The sequence below is a fragment of the Carboxylicivirga agarovorans genome, from assembly GCF_050589845.1.
Taxonomy (GTDB): Bacteria; Bacteroidota; Bacteroidia; order Bacteroidales; family Marinilabiliaceae; genus Carboxylicivirga; species Carboxylicivirga agarovorans.
Window position 1 is genome coordinate 39,781 of record NZ_JBNGPA010000026.1, and the last position, 18,332, is coordinate 58,112.

Here is an 18,332-nt window from a genome sequence, read left to right on the forward strand (position 1 = left end):
TACAGCTTGGTATAAAATTCCGCAGGAATACAGTTTGAGTAATTACCATGACTTGGTATGCCTATATACCATGTCATGGTATGCCTGTATACCACGACGTGGTAATTTACCTTAACGACTCATTGAACCTTACAGGCTGCTTTAACCCTGCTACATATTTCTGCGGTACTTGCCTCCAACCTCAAACAAGGCCTGTGTTATCTGCCCAAGCGAGCAGTATTTAACAGTGTCCATTAAGGCTTCAAATACGTTGTCATTATTAAGAGCAGCTTCCTTCAGTCGCATGAGCATTTCACGGGCTTTCAGCTTATTCTTGTCATGAAAGCTATTAAGTGCTTTGAGCTGACGCTGTTTTTCTACCTCAGTGCTGCGAATCACTTCCTGCGGCAATATGGTGGGTGAACCTGATTTTGACAAGAAGGTATTGACACCAATGAGAGGGAGCTCTCCTGTATTTTTAACTTTTTCATAGTGGAGAGATTCCTCCTGTATTTTACTGCGCTGGTAATTGGTTTCCATGGCACCCAATACACCGCCGCGGTCACTTATGCGTTCAAACTCCGATAGCACAGCTTCTTCCACCAGCTCGGTCAGTTCCTCGATGATGAATGATCCCTGGAGTGTATTCTGGTTTTTAGCCAGGCCAAGCTCACGGTTAATGATCAGCTGAATGGCCATGGCACGCCTCACCGATTCTTCGGTAGGAGTGGTTATGGCCTCGTCATAGGCATTGGTGTGTAATGAGTTGCAGTTGTCATAAATAGCATAGAGCGCTTGCAGGGTGGTACGAATATCGTTAAACTCAATTTCCTGGGCATGCAATGAACGACCCGATGTTTGGATATGGTATTTTAGTTTTTGCGATTTCTCATTGCCACCGTATTTATATTTGATGGCCTTAGCCCATATGATACGCGCCACACGGCCAATAACCGAAAACTCCGGGTCGATGCCGTTGGAAAAGAAAAACGACAGGTTAGGAGCAAAATCATCGATGTGCATGCCACGCGATAAATAATACTCGACATAGGTAAGGCCATTGGCCAGCGTAAAAGCCAGTTGAGTCAGCGGGTTGGCTCCGGCTTCAGCAATATGATAGCCTGAGATGGATACAGAGTAAAAATTCCGGACCTGGTTTCTGATAAAATACTCTTGTATATCGCCCATCAGTTTAAGAGAGAAATCCACCGAGTAGATGCAGGTGTTTTGCGCCTGATCTTCCTTTAATATATCGGCTTGCACTGTGCCCCGCACCTGCTTAAGGGTTTCCTTCTTAATACGTTCATAGTTATCTCCATCGATAATCTCATCGCCCGAAATACCCAGCAACTTCAATCCAAGGCCATTATTGCCTTCAGGGAGCGTATCTGCATACCCGGACCCTTCGTTTAAGGGTATCTTTATACCAGCTTCCTGAATGAATTTCTCACACTGTTGATCGATGGCTGCATTGAGGAAAAAAGCCATGAGTACAGGTGCAGGACCATTGATGGTCATGCTCACTGATGTTAAAGGATCACTCAGGTCAAAGCCGGAGTAGAGCTTTTTAATGTCGTCAAGGGTGGCTGTTGAAACACCAGAGTTACCCACTTTACCGTAAATATCAGGTCGGGCATCGGGGTTTTCGCCATACAGCGTTACCGAATCAAAGGCGGTAGACAGCCTTTTGGCCTTTTGGCCTTCAGAAAGGTAGTGAAAGCGCTTGTTGGTTCGCTCAGGACTGCCTTCGCCGGCAAACATACGCGTCGGATCTTCGTATTCGCGCCTGAAAGGGAATACCCCGGCGGCGAAAGGGAAGTGACCCGGAAAATTCTCTTTCAACTGCCACCTTAAAATATCTTCCCAGTTTTTGTATTTGGGCACGGCAATTTTAGGGACCCTGGTATTGGATAATGAGGAGGTGTGGGTCTCAATCTTTATTTCTTTGTTACGTACTTTAAAGGTAAACACATCATCGGCATAAGCTTTTTTCAGTGCCTCCAGCTTAGTTATCAGTTGCCGGTTGTCGTCGCTCAGTAATGCGTCCAGTTTTTTATATTCATCTTCAAGTTGCTTTGTATCACCTCCTTTTTTCTTGATTATCTCTATGGTCTGATGCAGGGCATACAGTTGGCCGGCCAGTTTCGACTGTTCTTCGGCCTTGGCATTGTAAGCCCGTATCGTTTCGCTTATCTCAGCCAGGTAGCGCACCCGGTGAGATGGAATTATACTTTGTGAGAACGATTGCTCTGTCATTTCTGCCTCGTGGGCCTTTAAACCAAGCAGGTAATGGTGGTTGAGGTAATCTTTCAATTTCTGGCAGAAGCGATTGATGCCCTGGTCGTAAAAGTTGGACGCGTTGGTTAAGAATACCGGCATGTCATTTACATCAACATCCCAAAGCTGCTTGTTACGCTGTACTTGTTTTTTTACATCCCTCAGAGCATCTTCAGCGCCTTTTTTGTCGGACTTATTAATAACCACAAAATCGGCAAAATCGAGCATGTCAATTTTCTCCAGTTGTGAAGGAGCGCCATACTCAGGCGTCATCACATACAAAGATATATTGGCATAGTCGATGATCTGGGAATCGGCCTGCCCGATACCAGATGTTTCCAGGATAATCAAGTCAGCGCCGGCTGCTTTTAAAAGGCTTACACAGTCATTTAAATGAGTCGAGACCGATGATCGGGCACCACGCGTAGCCATGGAGCGCATAAACACATTGGGGTGGTGAATGCTGTTCATGCGAATGCGATCACCAAGTAGTGCACCCCCTGATTTTCGTTTACTTGGGTCAACAGAAACAATGGCGATCTTCAATGTCTCTGAGTTCATTAACAAACGCCTTACGAGTTCATCTATAAGCGATGACTTTCCCGCACCGCCGGTACCTGTTATGCCAATTACCGGAATAACACGTTCAGCTGCCTTTTTAAGGATGTTTTGATTTAAAAGCGCATCGGCATTGTCGCTGTTTTCAAGCAATGTTATAAATCTGGCCAATGCCATTTTATCAGAAAATACAGGAAGAGGGGCATTGGATAGCTTCTCGTGTTGATAGTCGGCCAGTTTCAACACCTCGTTGATCATGCCCTGCAGTCCTGCTTTTCGTCCGTCATCGGGAGAAAAGATGCGTGCAATACCATACTGATGCAATTCATCCTGCTCATGGGGCAGGATAACGCCACCTCCGCCACCTACGATCTTAATATGACCGGCTCCTTTTTGCTGCAAAAGGTCGTACATGTATTTATAAAACTCCAGGTGACCCCCCTGGTAAGAGGTGACTGCTATGGCCTGAACATCTTCCTGAATGGCACAATCTACAATTTCCTGCACCGACCTGTTATGCCCCAGGTGAATCACCTCAGCACCTGATGCCTGCATGATCCGTCTCATTATATTGATAGAAGCATCGTGTCCGTCAAATAAAGATGTGGCCGTTACAATTCTAATTTTACCGGCAGCTTTATAGATGTGGTCCTTCATACTATCAGATTATATTTCCATGTTTTGCTCAATCAGTTCCGCCAGATCCATATTCACAACGCTGTCCTCCTTGTTCTTGTACTTGATGCCGTCGCTGAGCATAGTCATGCAAAAGGGGCAGGCAGTTGCCACAATATCAGCTCCGCTGGCAAGCACGTCTTCTGTTCGTTCTTCAAACACCTCCCTGTTGCCTTTCTCAGCTTCTTTAAACATCTGGGCTCCACCGGCTCCGCAGCAGAGTGAGAAGCTTTTGGCCCGTTTGAGTTCTGTAAAGTCAACATCGAATGCATTAATGACTTTACGGGGTGCCTCGTAAATGCCATTGCCACGGCCCAGGTAACAGGGATCGTGAAAGGTGATGCGCTTATTGGCAAAGGCATCTTTCTTCAATTTAATGCGGCCGCTGTCGATCAGATGCTGTAAAAAAGAGGAGTAGTGCATGACCTCGTAATGACCGCCTAGCTCAGGATATTCGTTTTTTATAATATTGAAACAGTGCGGACAGGTACAGATGACCTTCTGTACCTGGTAGCTGTTAAAGGTTTCAATTACCTGCATGGCCTGCATCTGAAACAACATCTCGTTACCGGCACGTTTGGCCGGATCGCCCGTACAGGTTTCTTCAGTGCCCAGCACCGCATAGTCAATGTTGGCTTTATTTAATATTTGAGCGAAAGCACGCGTTACTTTCTGATACCTTTTATCAAAGGCACCGGCGCATCCCACCCAGAATAAGTATTCGGGCTGATGACCTTTTGCCTTTAAATCGGCCATGATGGGTACATTTATCTTTGTCATGTGTGAGATTTATTTAAAACAACTTAGCCTTCAGTCCATTTTAATCGGTCTTCAGGTGAGTATTTCCATGGAGCCCCGTTATTTTCAATGTTGGCAAACATGGCATTCAGTTCTTCGGGAGCCTGTCCTTCTTCAAGAACCAGGTAACGTCGCATATCCATGATCAGGTTTGGATGGCTGATATTGAGCGGACATTCCTGGGCACAGGCATTGCACGAGGTACAGGCCCACAACTCTTCAGGTGTTATATAATCGCCAACCAATGCTTTCGCATCTTCTGCGCTCAAGCCGGCCTTTTCATCCATACGCTGGCGTATATCCACAAATAGTTTACGTGGTGATAACAGCTTACCCGTTATATTGGCAGGACAAACTTCAGTGCACCTGCCGCATTGGGTACAGGTCAGGGCATCCATGTAGTTTTTCCAGGTTATGTCTTCCACGTCTTTTACCCCAAAGCGGCTACTGGCAGGTCCATCACTTTCGGCATAGGGATTATCACTCATCATCAGATCAACTTCTTTTTTAACTTCAGGCATCATTGGTAAATGAGTGAGCGGCTTCAGGTTACTGAAGAACACATTGGGAAGAGACATAAACACATGAAAGTGTTTGGAGTAGGGCAGGTAATTGGCAAAGACAAAGATCAATACGATATGCATCCACCAAAAGAAAGCATATAGCCCTGCACTTTTAGCCGGGTGTAAGGTGTTGACCAACCAGCCTGAAAAGGGGTAGGTGCCAATGGCATTTGCACCAAATTGCACTGTTTCGTATACATTAAGTCCTATCAGTGAAAGCATTAATAGCATAATGAATGAGAGCGCAATATTGGCATCGGTTTTATTTTTCCTGCTTAACTCAATGCCCTTGAAGCGCTTGATGCGCATGACCAGACGCCGGAACAGAAAAGCAATAATTCCCACTAAAACGATTAGGGCAAAAATGTCACCACTGGCAGATATAATATCATATACCATGCCCCATGCCCCAAACAAACGGTGTGAGCCAATAATGCCGTCGATCACCATTTCAAGGCTGCCGATGGTAATGACCATAAAGCCCCAGAAAACCAGTGCATGCATGAGGCCAATAACAGGTTTCCGCAGTATTTTAGTCTGACCAAAAGCCACCTGAAGAGTGAGCTGTGTGCGCTTTACCCATTGCCCGTAAAAGGCGGTGCTCCTGGTTTTATCAAAATTGGTTTTGATCTTCCAAAATGAGTAAAGCAGGGCAGCAGCCGTAATGATCAGGATACTAATGAAAATCAATTGATCCATATGATTATTCTTTTTATTTATCAGCCATAAATTGCCTGAATAATGCGCTTAGTTCAGGAACAATTTTAAAAGCATCGCCCACCAGGCCATAGTCGGCCACTTCAAAAATGGGTGCGTCAGCATCAGAGTTAATGGCAACAATACATTTAGAGCCACTTACACCTGCCACATGCTGTATGGCACCTGATATGCCAACAGCGAAATAAATATTAGGCGCGATACTCTTACCTGTCTGGCCCACATGCTCATCGGCCGGACGCCATCCGTCATCGGCAACAGGGCGGCTGCAGGCTGTGGCAGCTCCAATGCTTTGAGCCAGCTCTTCAAGCAAGGCAAAGTTTTCGGCAGCTTTAAGGCCTCTTCCCCCACTAACAACAATATCAGCATCTGCCAGGTTAATGCCTTCTGTATTGGTTTGCTTATCAATTATCTCAAGGCGCGACACCGGCTCATCGATTTGAGGTGCGAATGTCTCAATTTTTAGATCCACAGGAGCTTCTCTAAGTCCAAAACTATTGAGCATGGGTGTCATGATCTTACGCTCTGTTTTAACCTGAACACTTGCCAGGGCTTTGCCGGTAAAAGCACGTTTGGAAACAATGAACGGATCATATGACTCGGGCAGATCCATTACCTGTGGTACAAAACCAGCTTTAAGCCTTACCGACAATCGTGGTGCAATGGCTTTTCCCTGGTTATTATCGGGGAAAAGGATGTATGAAGCATTGGTTGCGTTTACAGCCTGCTCTGCTATTTGAGTATAGACGCGGTTAACACGTTTATTGTATTGCGCATCGCCGGCTAGCAGTATTTTGCTCATCCCATATTTGCCCAGTGTCTCCAGTTCGGCTTGGTCAATTTCACCGATCACCAGGCCAACAACCTGCAGGTTGAGCTTATCGGACATGGCTTTGGCATAAGAGCATAATTCAAGGCTTTGTTTTTTTATCGTTCCGCCTACATTGCGGATATATACGAGTATAGACATGTGTGATGATTTTACGAATTTAACAATGAAGATGACCTGCTGAACTTATATAAGTTTGGCTTCATTACTCAGGTGATCCAATAATTCCCGGGCGTCGTTCAGCATTTTAACGCTTCCTTTTGCAGGAGGCGATTTATAGGTCATAAATTCTACCAGGGGCTGACTTTCGGCAGCTTCAATTACTTCAAGCGGTTTGCTTCGGGCTGTCATAATACCTCTCATATTGGGTATTTTAGGTACCCGGGCAAAACCTTTTTGTACGATCAGTACTGCTTTGCCATCGATTTTAAGCTGCTCTTTACCATTGGCCACATCGCGTTGAAAAACTGGCTCATTGCCATCGAACTTAATGGCCGATACAGATGATATCGAGGCATAGTCCAGCATTTCTGCCAACATGCCCCCAACCGAAGCTTCATTATAATCACCCGATTCAATGCCGCAGATCACAAAAGCAAAGTCAGTGTCTTTGATGTATTCCGCGAGCAGGGTGGCCGTTTGATAGGCATCCAGCGGATTGGCATTGATACGGATCGCTTTGTCGGCGCCAATGGCCAGGCATTTGCGCAAAGTGGGTTCAATAAAGGCTTCTCCAACTGAAATAACCGTTACTTCACTGACCGGACTGCCGCTATCTTCTTTTAATTCAACGGCACGTGTTAAGGCCAGCTCATCCCATGGGTTGATAACCCACTGGATACCGGTGTCATCCAATTGGGTGGCACTGTCGTTAAAACGAATTTTTGTTGTTGTATCGGGTACATTGCTTATGCAAACAAGTATTCTCATGTTATAGTGATTTAGGTTATATATCTGTTTCGTAATAAGTCAGACTGTTGCTTTATACTTGCCCTAATAATGGTCATTGACGCAGGTCAACTCACATTTATTCGGGCTCACAGACCTCATATCAGGAATTATAGCTCTAATATTATCGATCAATTCATATTGACAATCAGATATCTCCGTTTTCAATGGCCCTCGAGATTACGATCTTTTGTATTTCCGAAGTCCCTTCATATATCTGTGTCAGCTTGGCATCGCGCATCAACCGTTCCACGTGGTACTCTTTGACATAGCCATAACCACCATGCACCTGAACCGCCTCGGTGGTGATACGCATGGCCATATCGGCGCAATACTGTTTGGCCATTGCACTGGCAATGCCGTATGGTAATCCCTGGTCTTTTAACCACGCAGCTTTCATGCACAGGAATCGTCCGGCTTCGATCTCAGTGGCCATATCAGATAGTTTAAATGCTATGGCCTGGTGTTTAATGATCTCTTTCCCAAAGGTTTTCCTTTCCATGGCATATTTACGGGCCAGTTCATAGGCGCCAGAAGCTATGCCTAAAGCCTGTGATGCTATTCCAATTCGACCGCCTTCCAGTGTTTTCATGGCAAATTTGAACCCAAAGCCATCTTCTCCAATGCGATTTTCTTTGGGAACCTTCACATCGGTAAACTGGACAGAGTGGGTATCAGAACTACGCATGCCCATTTTGTTTTCGTGCGGGCCAACACTCACACCTTCGGCATGGCGGTCGACGATCAGTGCATTGATGCCCCGGTGACCTTTTTCAACATCTGTTTGTGCTATAACCAGGTAGGTTGAAGCTGTATTGCCGTTGGTGATCCAGTTTTTCACACCATTGAGCAGGTAATGGTCACCCATGTCAATGGCTTTCGTCTGCTGAGAAGTGGCATCAGAGCCGGCCCCAGGTTCAGATAATAAAAAAGCACCTGTTACTTCACCGCGGGCCAGCGGTTTCAGGTATTTTTCTTTTTGCTCATCTGTACCGTATTTCTCGATGCCAAAGCATACAAGGGAGTTATTGACAGAGATGATAACCCCAATGGATGAATCCACTTTGGAGAACTCCTCCATGGCCAACACATAGGAGACAGTATCCATTCCACCACCATCATATTCGGGTGCCACCAACATGCCTAAAAAACCCAGCTCAGCCAGGTTTTTAATATGCTCTGCAGGGTATATGGCTTTTTCATCGCGCTCTATCACATCATTAAACAGCTCGCGCTGGGCGTAATCGCGTGCTGCCTGCTGAATCATTAGTTGCTCTTCTGTTAATTGGAAATTCATAATGTTTGGTTTAGGGGAGTTATTATTAGTCACATTTTTTAAACACCATACTTACTACTGTTTTGTCATTGCCACCCATATTAACCGTCATGCCATAGGGTTTATCTTCAGGTATGGCTATCTGTGCCCGGCCTGATTGACCGCTCAACTGCTCAAGAATCGTTACCACCTGGTGCACTCCCGTGGCTCCGGTCGGATGTCCCCAGGCAATAAGCCCACCGGTTGTATTAAAGGGAATCTGCCCCTTTCGGGAAGTATGACCATTGGACACAAACTCAGCTCCTTTACCTTTTTCGGCAAATCCAAATGCCTCAGTTGCCAGTATGCCTGCAATGGTAAAGCAATCATGTGTCTCAACGGTGGCCAGCTGTTCTTTTACAATGCCCGCCATCTGTAATGCCTGCTCAACCGATACCTTTGTTGTGCTCAGTTCCAGGAGGTCCGCCGGCTCTTCCATTATATTGTCTTCGGTTTGAGCGAAGCCGACAAGTTCAATGGCCTCACTGAGCGGAATGCCAACACGCTTTAAGCCCTCTTCGGAAACAACAGCTATGGCCGAAGCACCATCAGATACCTTTGAACAGTCGGTGTAATTGAGGTGATCAACAAAGCGACTTCCGTCGGGAGGTGTCATACCTGTTTCAAGCAGCCGCTCGTTCTTATTCTCATGTTCCTGGGCTGTTTCACATAAACGGGCATTTTCAATACAGTTGGCATACCACTGCGCCAGTCCTTTACGCATATAATCTTCGCCATAGGCACTGGCATATGCACCAGCCCGGTCGCTGAACTTGCCAGGGAAGAAGTAGGCATGACCTGCCTGTCTCTTCTTATGGTAGTCGGCCAGCGCAAGGTGATCAGCCCCATACATGGCCTTAACGGTATTCTGTACTTCCACACCTATGGTCAGTACCACATCTGCGGTGCCGGCCAGTACTGATTTCACGGCAGTAACCACAGCAAGACCACCCGATGCACAGGCACCTTCGACACGTACTGAGGGTTTGTATCTTAAATCCTTATCGATGGAAGGAATAAAGGCGGCGAGGTGAGCCTGGTTGTTAAAACGCGAAGCCATAAAGTTGCCAATAACACTTTCATCGACATTTTTCGCGCCATTGATCATGGCCAGGGTTGCCCGTCCGGCTTCTATAATATAATGCTCAATGCCCGGGTTTTCCTTTTTAGGGTTAAACTCCGAGCGTCCGCTTCCCAATGAAACCGTATTATAACCGGCTACCATAAATACTCTTTTCTGCATAGCTTATTTGATAAAGTTGTTAACCGGTCCGTATAAATAATAAAAGCCATTCATCATTACCGAGTTGACATTGTCAACCGAGTTGGTAACGCCATCGTCATAGAGCTTTTGTCCAATTTCCTTCATAGACAGCATATAATCCTTAGCCAGTAAGGCACCACGGCTTTCTTCCCGCCTGATGCTTTCAAAGTATTCGTTGAGGTGTTTCTCTTTATACTTTGAGCGATTGAGTTGATTCCAGCTGTAAACTTTTGTTGAAACTGCCAGGAAATTATTCACTACCGGCTCAATGGCATCTATGGAAACATATTGTTGCGTTTCAATATCAAGCACTTCAACGGCTTTGCCCCTGTTGTATTTGAAATATCCGTCTTTTTGCGTGCCGTCAGCATTTTGACCACCCCTGAACCCTTTATTCAGTATATCATCCAGGAAGGGGCATTGCAATGGTTCATCAAGGTAAGTGTCCATTACACGCATGATGAGGGAACAAACATCAATGCCTACATAACCCATTAACTGGAATATGCCCATTGGCCTGACTAACAATTCATGACTCACTTTATCGACCGCCAATAAAGCCTCAGCAGGTGAGAGTTCTTTCCTGAGCGATTCATACAGATCCACTGCATATATTATTTCCCGCATAAAGAAACCATTGCCTATAAACCCGGCAATGTCATTGGCTTCAACAATAAGTTTATTCATCTGCGTTGCAAATCCGTGGACCAGCTGCGACAGCTCTGGTAAACCGTCGTTCAGTTCAACCACTTCAATGACCTTTTGTACTGCAGGTGGGTTGTAGAAGTGGCAGCCGATTATGTGCTTGTCAAGTCCGGCCTTATCGTCTAAAACTGAAATGGGAATGGCACTTGTATTACTTAAAAAGAAAGGGTGATTGGGATTATTAACCTTAATTTTTCTGAGAACATCCGTTTTGGCTGTTTCATCTTCGATAATAGCTTCAAAAATCAGGTATGACTGATAGGCCGATTCGATGGTAACAGAAGGTTTAACAATTGATATGGCATCATTTACAAAAGCTTCAATGATGTCTTTATTATCGATCAGGTGAGAGCGTCGTATAAATTGTTTACGTAGTTCAACAATGTTTTTTTCGGCCCACTTTAATACCTGTGTTTTAAGGTATTTCATTAAACCTTCGAGACGTTCATAATTTTGGTCTATGGCATGTATAACAAAGGTTTTGCCCGCATGTTGAGGCTGGTGCATCAGGCGTACTGAATGCAAAACATTAAGCAGGAGTATGCCGCTACCCATTTTACCGGCTGCACCAAGCACAGAAATGTTCTGATATCTTTCCAAATTGTTCATATAATAAAAGTGATAAGTTTACCAATTGGGTTTTCTTTTCTCAATAAAAGCGTTCATGCCTTCCTGAGCTTCCGCCTTGTTAAATAAACCGGCAAATACATCGCATTCGGTCTGGAATCCTGTTTTACTGCCGTATTGAAGGCCGGTGTTGATAACCGACTTAAGAGCCTGGCAGGCCAGTGATCCCTTGGAGTTAAGCAATATGGCCAGTTCATGCGCTTTGGATAACAGTTCTTCAGGGGGAAATACGGCTTGAACCAATCCCATTTGCATTGCCTGATGAGCATCAAACATGCTGGCGGAGAATAGGTAGTATCGCGCATTGTTAAGTCCAATGGCTCTTGCCAGTCGTTGGGTGCCGCCAAACCCGGGTATGAGTCCCAGGTTGACTTCAGGAGCGCTGAACTTCGCTTTTTCTGATGCGATCAGGAAGTCACAGGCTAAGGCTATTTCCAGGCCACCACCTAAGGCAAATCCATTGATGACGCCAATAAAGGGGACAGGCATGTTTTCAATGCGTTCAAGCGTTTGCTGGCCCAATGAAGAGAATGTTTTAGCCTGTTCTTCGCTTTTACCTTTCATTTCAGCAATATCGGCACCTGCAACAAATGCTTTGCCCTGTCCAGTCAGTATGACGCAGCGGATCGATCTGGATGTTTCGATTTGATCGAGCACCTGGTTGAGTTCTTCAAACATGCTGCTGTTTATCGCGTTCAGAGACTCGGGACGCGAGAACATAATGGTGGCAATGTTCTTTTCTTCTGTGTATGTGAGGAGATTCATAAAATAGTATAACTGATTCTTAATCAAGTTATGTATTCTATTTTAAGATATCAATGTCTTATTTAAAATTAATGAAAAATTAAATGTGGTATGCTTACAGATCGTAAGGTTTTACAGGCTTTTATCAGTCTGTGTTAACAAGGATTTATTTTTTATTTGTGAAGTCCTCTGTTATAAAATGTAATTGACCTCAATGTTGTGATGAAAAAGTGGGATAACAGTTACATTAATCCCTTCAAATTTACTGTTGATCCCACTTTAATAATGAACAAAATGCTCAGGAAAGTATAAGTTACGGCAATTACTTAGCTTATGATGCTATTCGTAATCTTTAGTTTTTCTGATTTCAAGTTCTATTTTCTTATCCCATAGACGTCTAAGTATTTCTTCACCTTTTTGCTCGTAATCATTTGCCAGATCATTGTCGCCAACCTTGTCATATATCCTTGCCAGTGCATAGATAGCTGGTAAATGCAGGTCGTTGATCTTTAAACAAAGGTTTAATTGTTGAATGCTATCATCATAAAAGCCTGCTTCTTCAAGCTTTTTAGCGTTGGCCATCAGTCGTTCAATATCAGAAATGTCCTTTTCCATTTTCAGGTTTAGTATATTCTCTGACTTGGTGATAACAACCGAACAAGGCAAATCGCGAATAACTAATTCGGTTACGCTGCCTAGTAACAGGCGTTGGAAAAAGGTTTTGCCGGTAGCACCAATAAATATCACATCAATGTTTTTGTCGCTGGCAAAATCAATGATCTTTTTATGGGGTTTCCCTTGTAAGATCACCTGCTCATAATCAACATCCACAAAACTGAAGTTATTAATAAAAGCATTGAAGTTGTTCCTGTTTTCCTTTTCAAGAGCTGTGTTTTCATCATCGTAATCAACTTTGTATCGCAAGGAGTATACCTCTTCCAATGGCTCAAACACATTGGTAAGGTATAGTTTGGCCTTAAATATGCGTGCAATTTTAATGGCATTGGTCAAAGCCCTGCGTGAGGAATCTGAATAATCTATCGGGCACATGACGTTAGCCGGTATTTTGCCCGAATTTTCTTTAACTACCCATACCGGCTTTTCTGATTTACGAATTAATTTCTCAACCAGGTAATCAACTGACTGATTGTTTTCAGTCAATTGAAAATCATTGGGAATCAATATCAGGTTGACATTTTCCTCTTCTGCTGTAGAAAGTATTTTCTCAAACATATTACCGTAGGCAATGATCTTCTCTACGGTAATATTATTTTGGCCTACATAGGCTGTTATCTGCTCAAAATCCTTATCAACATATTCTTCTATCAGCACTTTAACCTTTTGGGTTCGTGCTTCTGATGGCAGAACCTGAAGAAGCAATAGTTTAGAACCAAACTTTTTTGAAAGTTCGATGGCTGTATCCAATTGATCATGTGCCATCTGATTAACTTTAACAGGGACTAATATTTTCTCCAATAGTTTCATAGGCTTTTTGTAAACAAACGCCAAAAAAGAGAACTTTGTTTAGTTAAAAATGGTTAATGTAAAACAAACTAGCTATTTGTAAGCCATTCGTTAACAGGCAGACTTGTTTTGTTTGATTGTTTTTGCAATGTGTAAGCTATGCAAATAGATACCGGTTAAGGCAAACAAACCTATATTTATAATGTTTTATGTGACAGCAGTTCGTTTTTGACCGTTTTAATAAGAGGTAGCAAAACAGTTAAATTTAAATGCTGCCTATCTGCAACATAACCGGCTGCTTGATTGTGTAATAAAGGAAACTAAAAGCTTAATTTGTGAAATGGTAACTCAACCTACAAAGCGTTTTTGGAATTTACTGATAAAATATAAGGCCGTATTAAAGCAAATATACCTGTATGCTTTTTTTATTGGTATTATCAACCTTACTCTGCCACTGGGTATACAGGCTATTATCAACTACCTGCAAACAGGAGAATTGACATCGGCCTGGGTTATATTAGTCGGCTTTGTACTTGTGGGAATTCTTTTAACCGGTGTTTTGCAGGTGCTGCAGTTGTTGCTTGTGGAGAATGTGCAGCAGGATTTATTTGCCCGTTCTGCTTTTGAGTTTGCCTACCGTATGCCACGAATTGCTTTTGTGAAATTAGACACCATTCATGCACCAGAGCTGGTCAACCGGTTCTTTGATACGCTGACCATTCAAAAGGGTCTTCCAAAAATACTGATTGACTTTTCATTAGCCTTGTTCCAGATCTTCTTTGGACTGATCTTACTGACCATCTACAGTTCCTATTTTGTGATACTGGGAGTTATTATGGCAGGTATTTTATGGATCATCTTTAAGCTGACCGGTCGCCAGGGATTAACAACCAGTCTTGATGAGAGTAAGTATAAGTACCGTTTGGCTCACTGGCTGGAAGAAATTGCCAGAACAAATGCCAGTTTTAAAATATTTAATAAGGACAGCTTGCACTTAAAACTAGCCGATGAAAGTGTGAGTCAATACCTTAGCGCGCGTCAAAAGCACTTCAAGATCCTCATGCGTCAGTATGGGCTTTTTATTGGATTTAAGTTAACCATTGCAGCCGGTCTGTTAATATTGGGTAGTATTCTTGTTTTTCAGGAGAAAATAAACCTGGGTCAGTTTGTAGCTGCCGAAATTGTGATCATCCTGATCATTAATTCAGTTGAGAAGGTTATCAGACTGGTTGAAACAATATATGATGTCCTGACCGGTCTTGAAAAGATAGGTTATATAACCGACCTGGAACTTGATAAAAATTCAGGTAGTGCCACTGTGACTATGGAAAACGGTCTGTCAGTATCAGCTCGCAAATTATCTGTTAAGTTTCCCGGAGAGAACAGATCAGTCATTGATAAACTGTCATTTGATATAAAACCCAATGAGAAGGTTGTGCTGACTGGTGCATCGGGCAGCGGTAAATCGGTTCTCACCAAAGTGCTATCAGGATTGTACTCAATAAGCAGTGGTGAGTTATTGATCAATAATATTCCTCTATCGCACTATAACAGAGATAACTACTTCTCATCAATTGGGGTTAACCTACCTACCAATCAGTTATTTGAAGGAACGATAAAGGATAACATCCTTATGGGGAGGGAGATTCCGGAAATAGAACTTAATGACATGCTTCATTTTCTTAAGCTGGATGACTTTCTTAATTACCAGCCTCAGGGTATTGATACATCTATTGACAGTGGAGGAAGACGTTTGCCACGCAGTATCATTCAAAAGATACAGTTGGCACGTATCCTGATCCATCAACCAAAGCTTTTATTGCTCGAAGAGCCTCTTCAATTCCTTGAAGAGCAGGAAAAGAAAAGGATTGTTGACTTTATAACATCAGATGCTTTTAATGCAACAGTAATTGTGGTATCTGATTTTAGTTATTGGCAGCAAAAATGCAAACAAACCATTGACCTAAACCAGTAACTTAGCGCAACATGTTGAATATTTCCAAGAACAGCATCAGTAAATTTATTCATCTGACAGATTTTAAGTCATATGAATTGGTAAAAAAGAGCCAGGTAAAGCAGGCGCCGCTATATGTCATGCTGGGCTGCTTTGTTGTATTGCTTATAGGGATGTTTTTACCCTGGACTCAAAATATTGATGCCAAGGGCTATGTAACAACCCGCCAGCCGGAGCAGCATCCTCAGGCCATTCAATCGGTTATCTCAGGTCGTATTGAAAACTGGTATAAGCGGGAAGGTGATTTTGTAAACAGAGGCGATACAATATTGTATATCACTGATGTGAAGAGTGAGTATTTTGATCCTGATCTGTTGCTGAGGACCAATGAGCAGCTGGATGCAAAGAGTCAAAGTATTGATTCCTACGATATAAAAATAGAAGCCCTTAAGAAACAATATGAAGCTCTGAAGCGAGCCTATCAGTTGAAACGTCGTCAGGCTTTTCAGAAAATTGACCAGGCACGCAATAAGATCAGTATGGATAGTATTGATCTGGTGGCTTTCAACAGCAATCTGGCCATTAACAAAAACCAATATGAACGTACAAAAGAGTTGTATGACAAAGGCTTAAAAACCTTGTCGGAACTGCAGGAAAAACAGTATAAGCTTCAGGCTGCTGAAGCCAAGGTAAATGTGCAACAAAACAAGTTGATCAATCAGCAAAACTCCCTGAGCATACTAAATATTGAATTACTGGCCATTGAGCAGGAATATGCCGATAAACTGGCAAAATCTGAATCGGATCTGCAAACAGCGGTTTCTGCCAAGTTGGAAGGTGTTGCAACCGTATCTAAATTGCAGAGTACCTTAAGTGGCTATAATCAGCGCCAAAAGTTCTATTTTATAACAGCTCCGCAAACAGGTTACCTGACCAAAATAGTAAAGAAGGGTATTGGTGAAACCGTTAAGGCAGGAGCCGACATCGCCATTATAGTACCCGATGAATATGATCTGGCTGTTGAGATCTATTTAAAACCCAATGACCTGCCGTTGTTGCATGTGGGTAACCATGTTCGTCTGCGATTTGACGGGTGGCCTGCTATCGTCATTAGTGGTTGGCCCGAGTCATCAACCGGTGTTTTTGGTGGTACCATAGTCGCCATTGATCAGTTCATTAGTAATAATGGTTTTTACCGTGTTTTGATAAGTCCTGATGAAAGTGAGAAAACATGGCCTGATCAACTGAGGGTTGGGGCAGGGGCGGAGGCTTTTGTGTTGCTCAATGAAGTGCCTGTGTGGTATGAAATATGGCGACAGCTCAATGGATTTCCGCCTGATTTTTACCAACCGAAAGAGAAGCAAAATGAGCTTAAAACTAAAGCACCAATCAGGTCGGTGAAGTGAGAGAGGACAGAAGACCGGTGGCTTGTGAAAGATGAGTAAGTATTGAAATTCAGAATATATGGCATATACAGCAGCAGATAAGCAAGGTAACATAAGGACAGGTAAGTACAAGTTCCTGGTATTACTGTTGTTGCTGATAAGTAAGGTTTGGCTTGCCTCGGCGCAGACTGACAGCCTTGTTTTAAGTTATCAGGAATATGTTGATAACATAGTAGCCTTTCACCCGGTAGCTCAAAAGGCACGTTTAAAAGCACAATATGCCGAAGCCGGGATGATGGGAGCAAAGGGAAGTCGCGATCCGTATATTGATGCCAGCTGGAGCAGTAAAGAGCTGGATGACAAGCTGTATTATGAGAAGCTAAAGACAAAGCTTGTATTTCCCACATCCTTAGGCGTTACCTTCAGTGGCGGCTATGAAAATACAGATGGAGCATACCTGAACCCGGAGAATAAAACAGATGAATATGGCTTATGGAACCTTGGTGTTGAGATGGATGTTTTGAACGGTTTGCTTACCAACGAGCGGAAAACGGCTATAAGGCAGGCGCGCGAGTATCAGCATCTATATGAAAACGAGCAGAACATGCTTTTGAATGATCTGTTGTTCAATGCCCTCTATTCATACCATACCTGGCAGATGTATTATTACTCAATGGAGATATTAACTGAGAATATTTCCATAGCCCATACCTACAATGAAAATACACGCAATGCCTATTCCATGGGTGAAAAGACAGCCATGGATACACTTGAATCGAGCATTGCTTACAGGGAAGCCATCAGTTTGTTCAATAAAAATGAACTATACCTGGTAAAAGCCAGGCAAAAGCTGGAAAACTACCTTTGGTACAATGGACAGGCTTTAAAGCTTCAACCCGGGGTGAAGCCTGAAAGCTATGATGCCTTTTATACCAATGAATGGGCAGAGTTTGACTCGGTGCTCATAAATAACCACCCACTTATTCTGACATCCATTAATAAACTATCGCTGACAGAAATAGAACAGCGACTAAAGCGTGAGAAACTAAAACCCAAGCTAAAAATTAAATATGACGCGTTATTAACCACCTCAGATGATATCCGGATTCATGGTTTTGATATGTCTGATTATAAGCTGGGGGTAGGCTTTTCGATGCCCTTGTTTCTAAGAAGCGAAAGAGCGGGTGTGCGAAAGGGTAAATTGAAAATTCAGGAGCTGGAGCTGGATATCATGTATAAGAAAAATGAGTTGTACAATAAAGCGGAGGCCAGTCGTCAGCAACAAAATATATTGAAAGATCAGATTGAAATTTATGAGCAAAACGCTGTTAACTACGAGCGTTTGCTTGAAGGAGAAAATGAGAAGTTCAGATATGGTGAAAGTTCCGTTTTTCTGCTCAATAAACGGCAGGAAAAATACATCGACGGCAAGCTCAAACTTACCGAAGCATATGTCAAATACAGGCTGGAACTGCTCCGGTATTTATATTTATCCAACCAATTGGTTACTAATCAGGCAGAATAATAAAA

13 protein-coding genes are annotated in these 18,332 nt (G+C 43.3%); 3 read left to right on the forward strand and 10 right to left on the reverse strand.

From position 1 onward, the window contains the following. Positions 1-150 precede the first annotated feature (150 nt). The 10 genes from ACRD69_RS19315 to ACRD69_RS19360 all read right to left on the reverse strand — a co-directional run bounded on the left by ACRD69_RS19315 (position 151) and on the right by ACRD69_RS19360 (position 13,484). Positions 151-3,471 carry a methylmalonyl-CoA mutase family protein gene (locus ACRD69_RS19315; RefSeq protein WP_430816776.1) on the reverse strand — a complete coding sequence of 1,107 codons (3,321 nt, stop codon included), beginning with the start codon at positions 3,469-3,471 and terminating at the stop codon, positions 151-153. Between the two features lie 9 nt (positions 3,472-3,480). After that, positions 3,481-4,269 carry a (Fe-S)-binding protein gene (locus ACRD69_RS19320; protein WP_430816777.1) on the reverse strand — a complete coding sequence of 263 codons (789 nt, stop codon included), beginning with the start codon at positions 4,267-4,269 and terminating at the stop codon, positions 3,481-3,483. A 23-nt stretch (positions 4,270-4,292) separates the two neighbouring features. Next, positions 4,293-5,549, reverse strand: a complete 1,257-nt coding sequence (locus tag ACRD69_RS19325) for a 4Fe-4S dicluster domain-containing protein (protein WP_430816778.1) — start codon at positions 5,547-5,549, stop codon at positions 4,293-4,295. Positions 5,550-5,562: 13 nt separating this feature from the next. Next, positions 5,563-6,537 (reverse strand): electron transfer flavoprotein subunit alpha/FixB family protein, encoded by a 975-nt coding sequence (locus ACRD69_RS19330; protein WP_430816779.1) that lies wholly within the window; start codon positions 6,535-6,537, stop codon positions 5,563-5,565. Between the two features lie 45 nt (positions 6,538-6,582). Next, positions 6,583-7,326: an electron transfer flavoprotein subunit beta/FixA family protein gene (locus tag ACRD69_RS19335; protein WP_430816780.1), complete on the reverse strand. Its 744-nt coding sequence runs from the start codon at positions 7,324-7,326 to the stop codon at positions 6,583-6,585. A gap of 166 nt (positions 7,327-7,492) precedes the next feature. After that, on the reverse strand, positions 7,493-8,641 hold the full coding sequence (locus ACRD69_RS19340) for an acyl-CoA dehydrogenase family protein (protein WP_430816781.1): 1,149 nt from the start codon (positions 8,639-8,641) through the stop codon (positions 7,493-7,495). A 25-nt stretch (positions 8,642-8,666) separates the two neighbouring features. Beyond that, the gene (locus tag ACRD69_RS19345; RefSeq protein ID WP_430816782.1) at positions 8,667-9,902 is read right to left on the reverse strand and encodes a thiolase C-terminal domain-containing protein; all 1,236 of its coding nucleotides are present in this window, start codon (positions 9,900-9,902) and stop codon (positions 8,667-8,669) included. A gap of 3 nt (positions 9,903-9,905) precedes the next feature. Next, positions 9,906-11,237, reverse strand: coding sequence for a 3-hydroxyacyl-CoA dehydrogenase family protein (locus ACRD69_RS19350; protein WP_430816783.1), 1,332 nt, complete (start codon positions 11,235-11,237; stop codon positions 9,906-9,908). An 18-nt stretch (positions 11,238-11,255) separates the two neighbouring features. Continuing rightward, positions 11,256-12,020 (reverse strand): enoyl-CoA hydratase/isomerase family protein, encoded by a 765-nt coding sequence (locus tag ACRD69_RS19355; RefSeq protein WP_430816784.1) that lies wholly within the window; start codon positions 12,018-12,020, stop codon positions 11,256-11,258. Positions 12,021-12,338: 318 nt separating this feature from the next. Next, the gene (locus ACRD69_RS19360) at positions 12,339-13,484 is read right to left on the reverse strand and encodes a universal stress protein (protein WP_430816785.1); all 1,146 of its coding nucleotides are present in this window, start codon (positions 13,482-13,484) and stop codon (positions 12,339-12,341) included. A gap of 319 nt (positions 13,485-13,803) precedes the next feature. Between ACRD69_RS19360 and ACRD69_RS19365 the strand changes: the two genes are divergently transcribed. From ACRD69_RS19365 to ACRD69_RS19375, 3 genes are read left to right on the forward strand one after another with little or no spacing between them, the layout of a single operon-like run. Continuing rightward, positions 13,804-15,438 carry a peptidase domain-containing ABC transporter gene (locus ACRD69_RS19365; protein ID WP_430816786.1) on the forward strand — a complete coding sequence of 545 codons (1,635 nt, stop codon included), beginning with the start codon at positions 13,804-13,806 and terminating at the stop codon, positions 15,436-15,438. A gap of 11 nt (positions 15,439-15,449) precedes the next feature. Beyond that, positions 15,450-16,823, forward strand: a complete 1,374-nt coding sequence (locus ACRD69_RS19370) for an HlyD family secretion protein (RefSeq protein ID WP_430816787.1) — start codon at positions 15,450-15,452, stop codon at positions 16,821-16,823. 58 nt (positions 16,824-16,881) lie between these two features. Continuing rightward, positions 16,882-18,327, forward strand: coding sequence for a TolC family protein (locus ACRD69_RS19375; protein WP_430816788.1), 1,446 nt, complete (start codon positions 16,882-16,884; stop codon positions 18,325-18,327). The last annotated feature ends 5 nt before the right edge of the window (positions 18,328-18,332 follow it).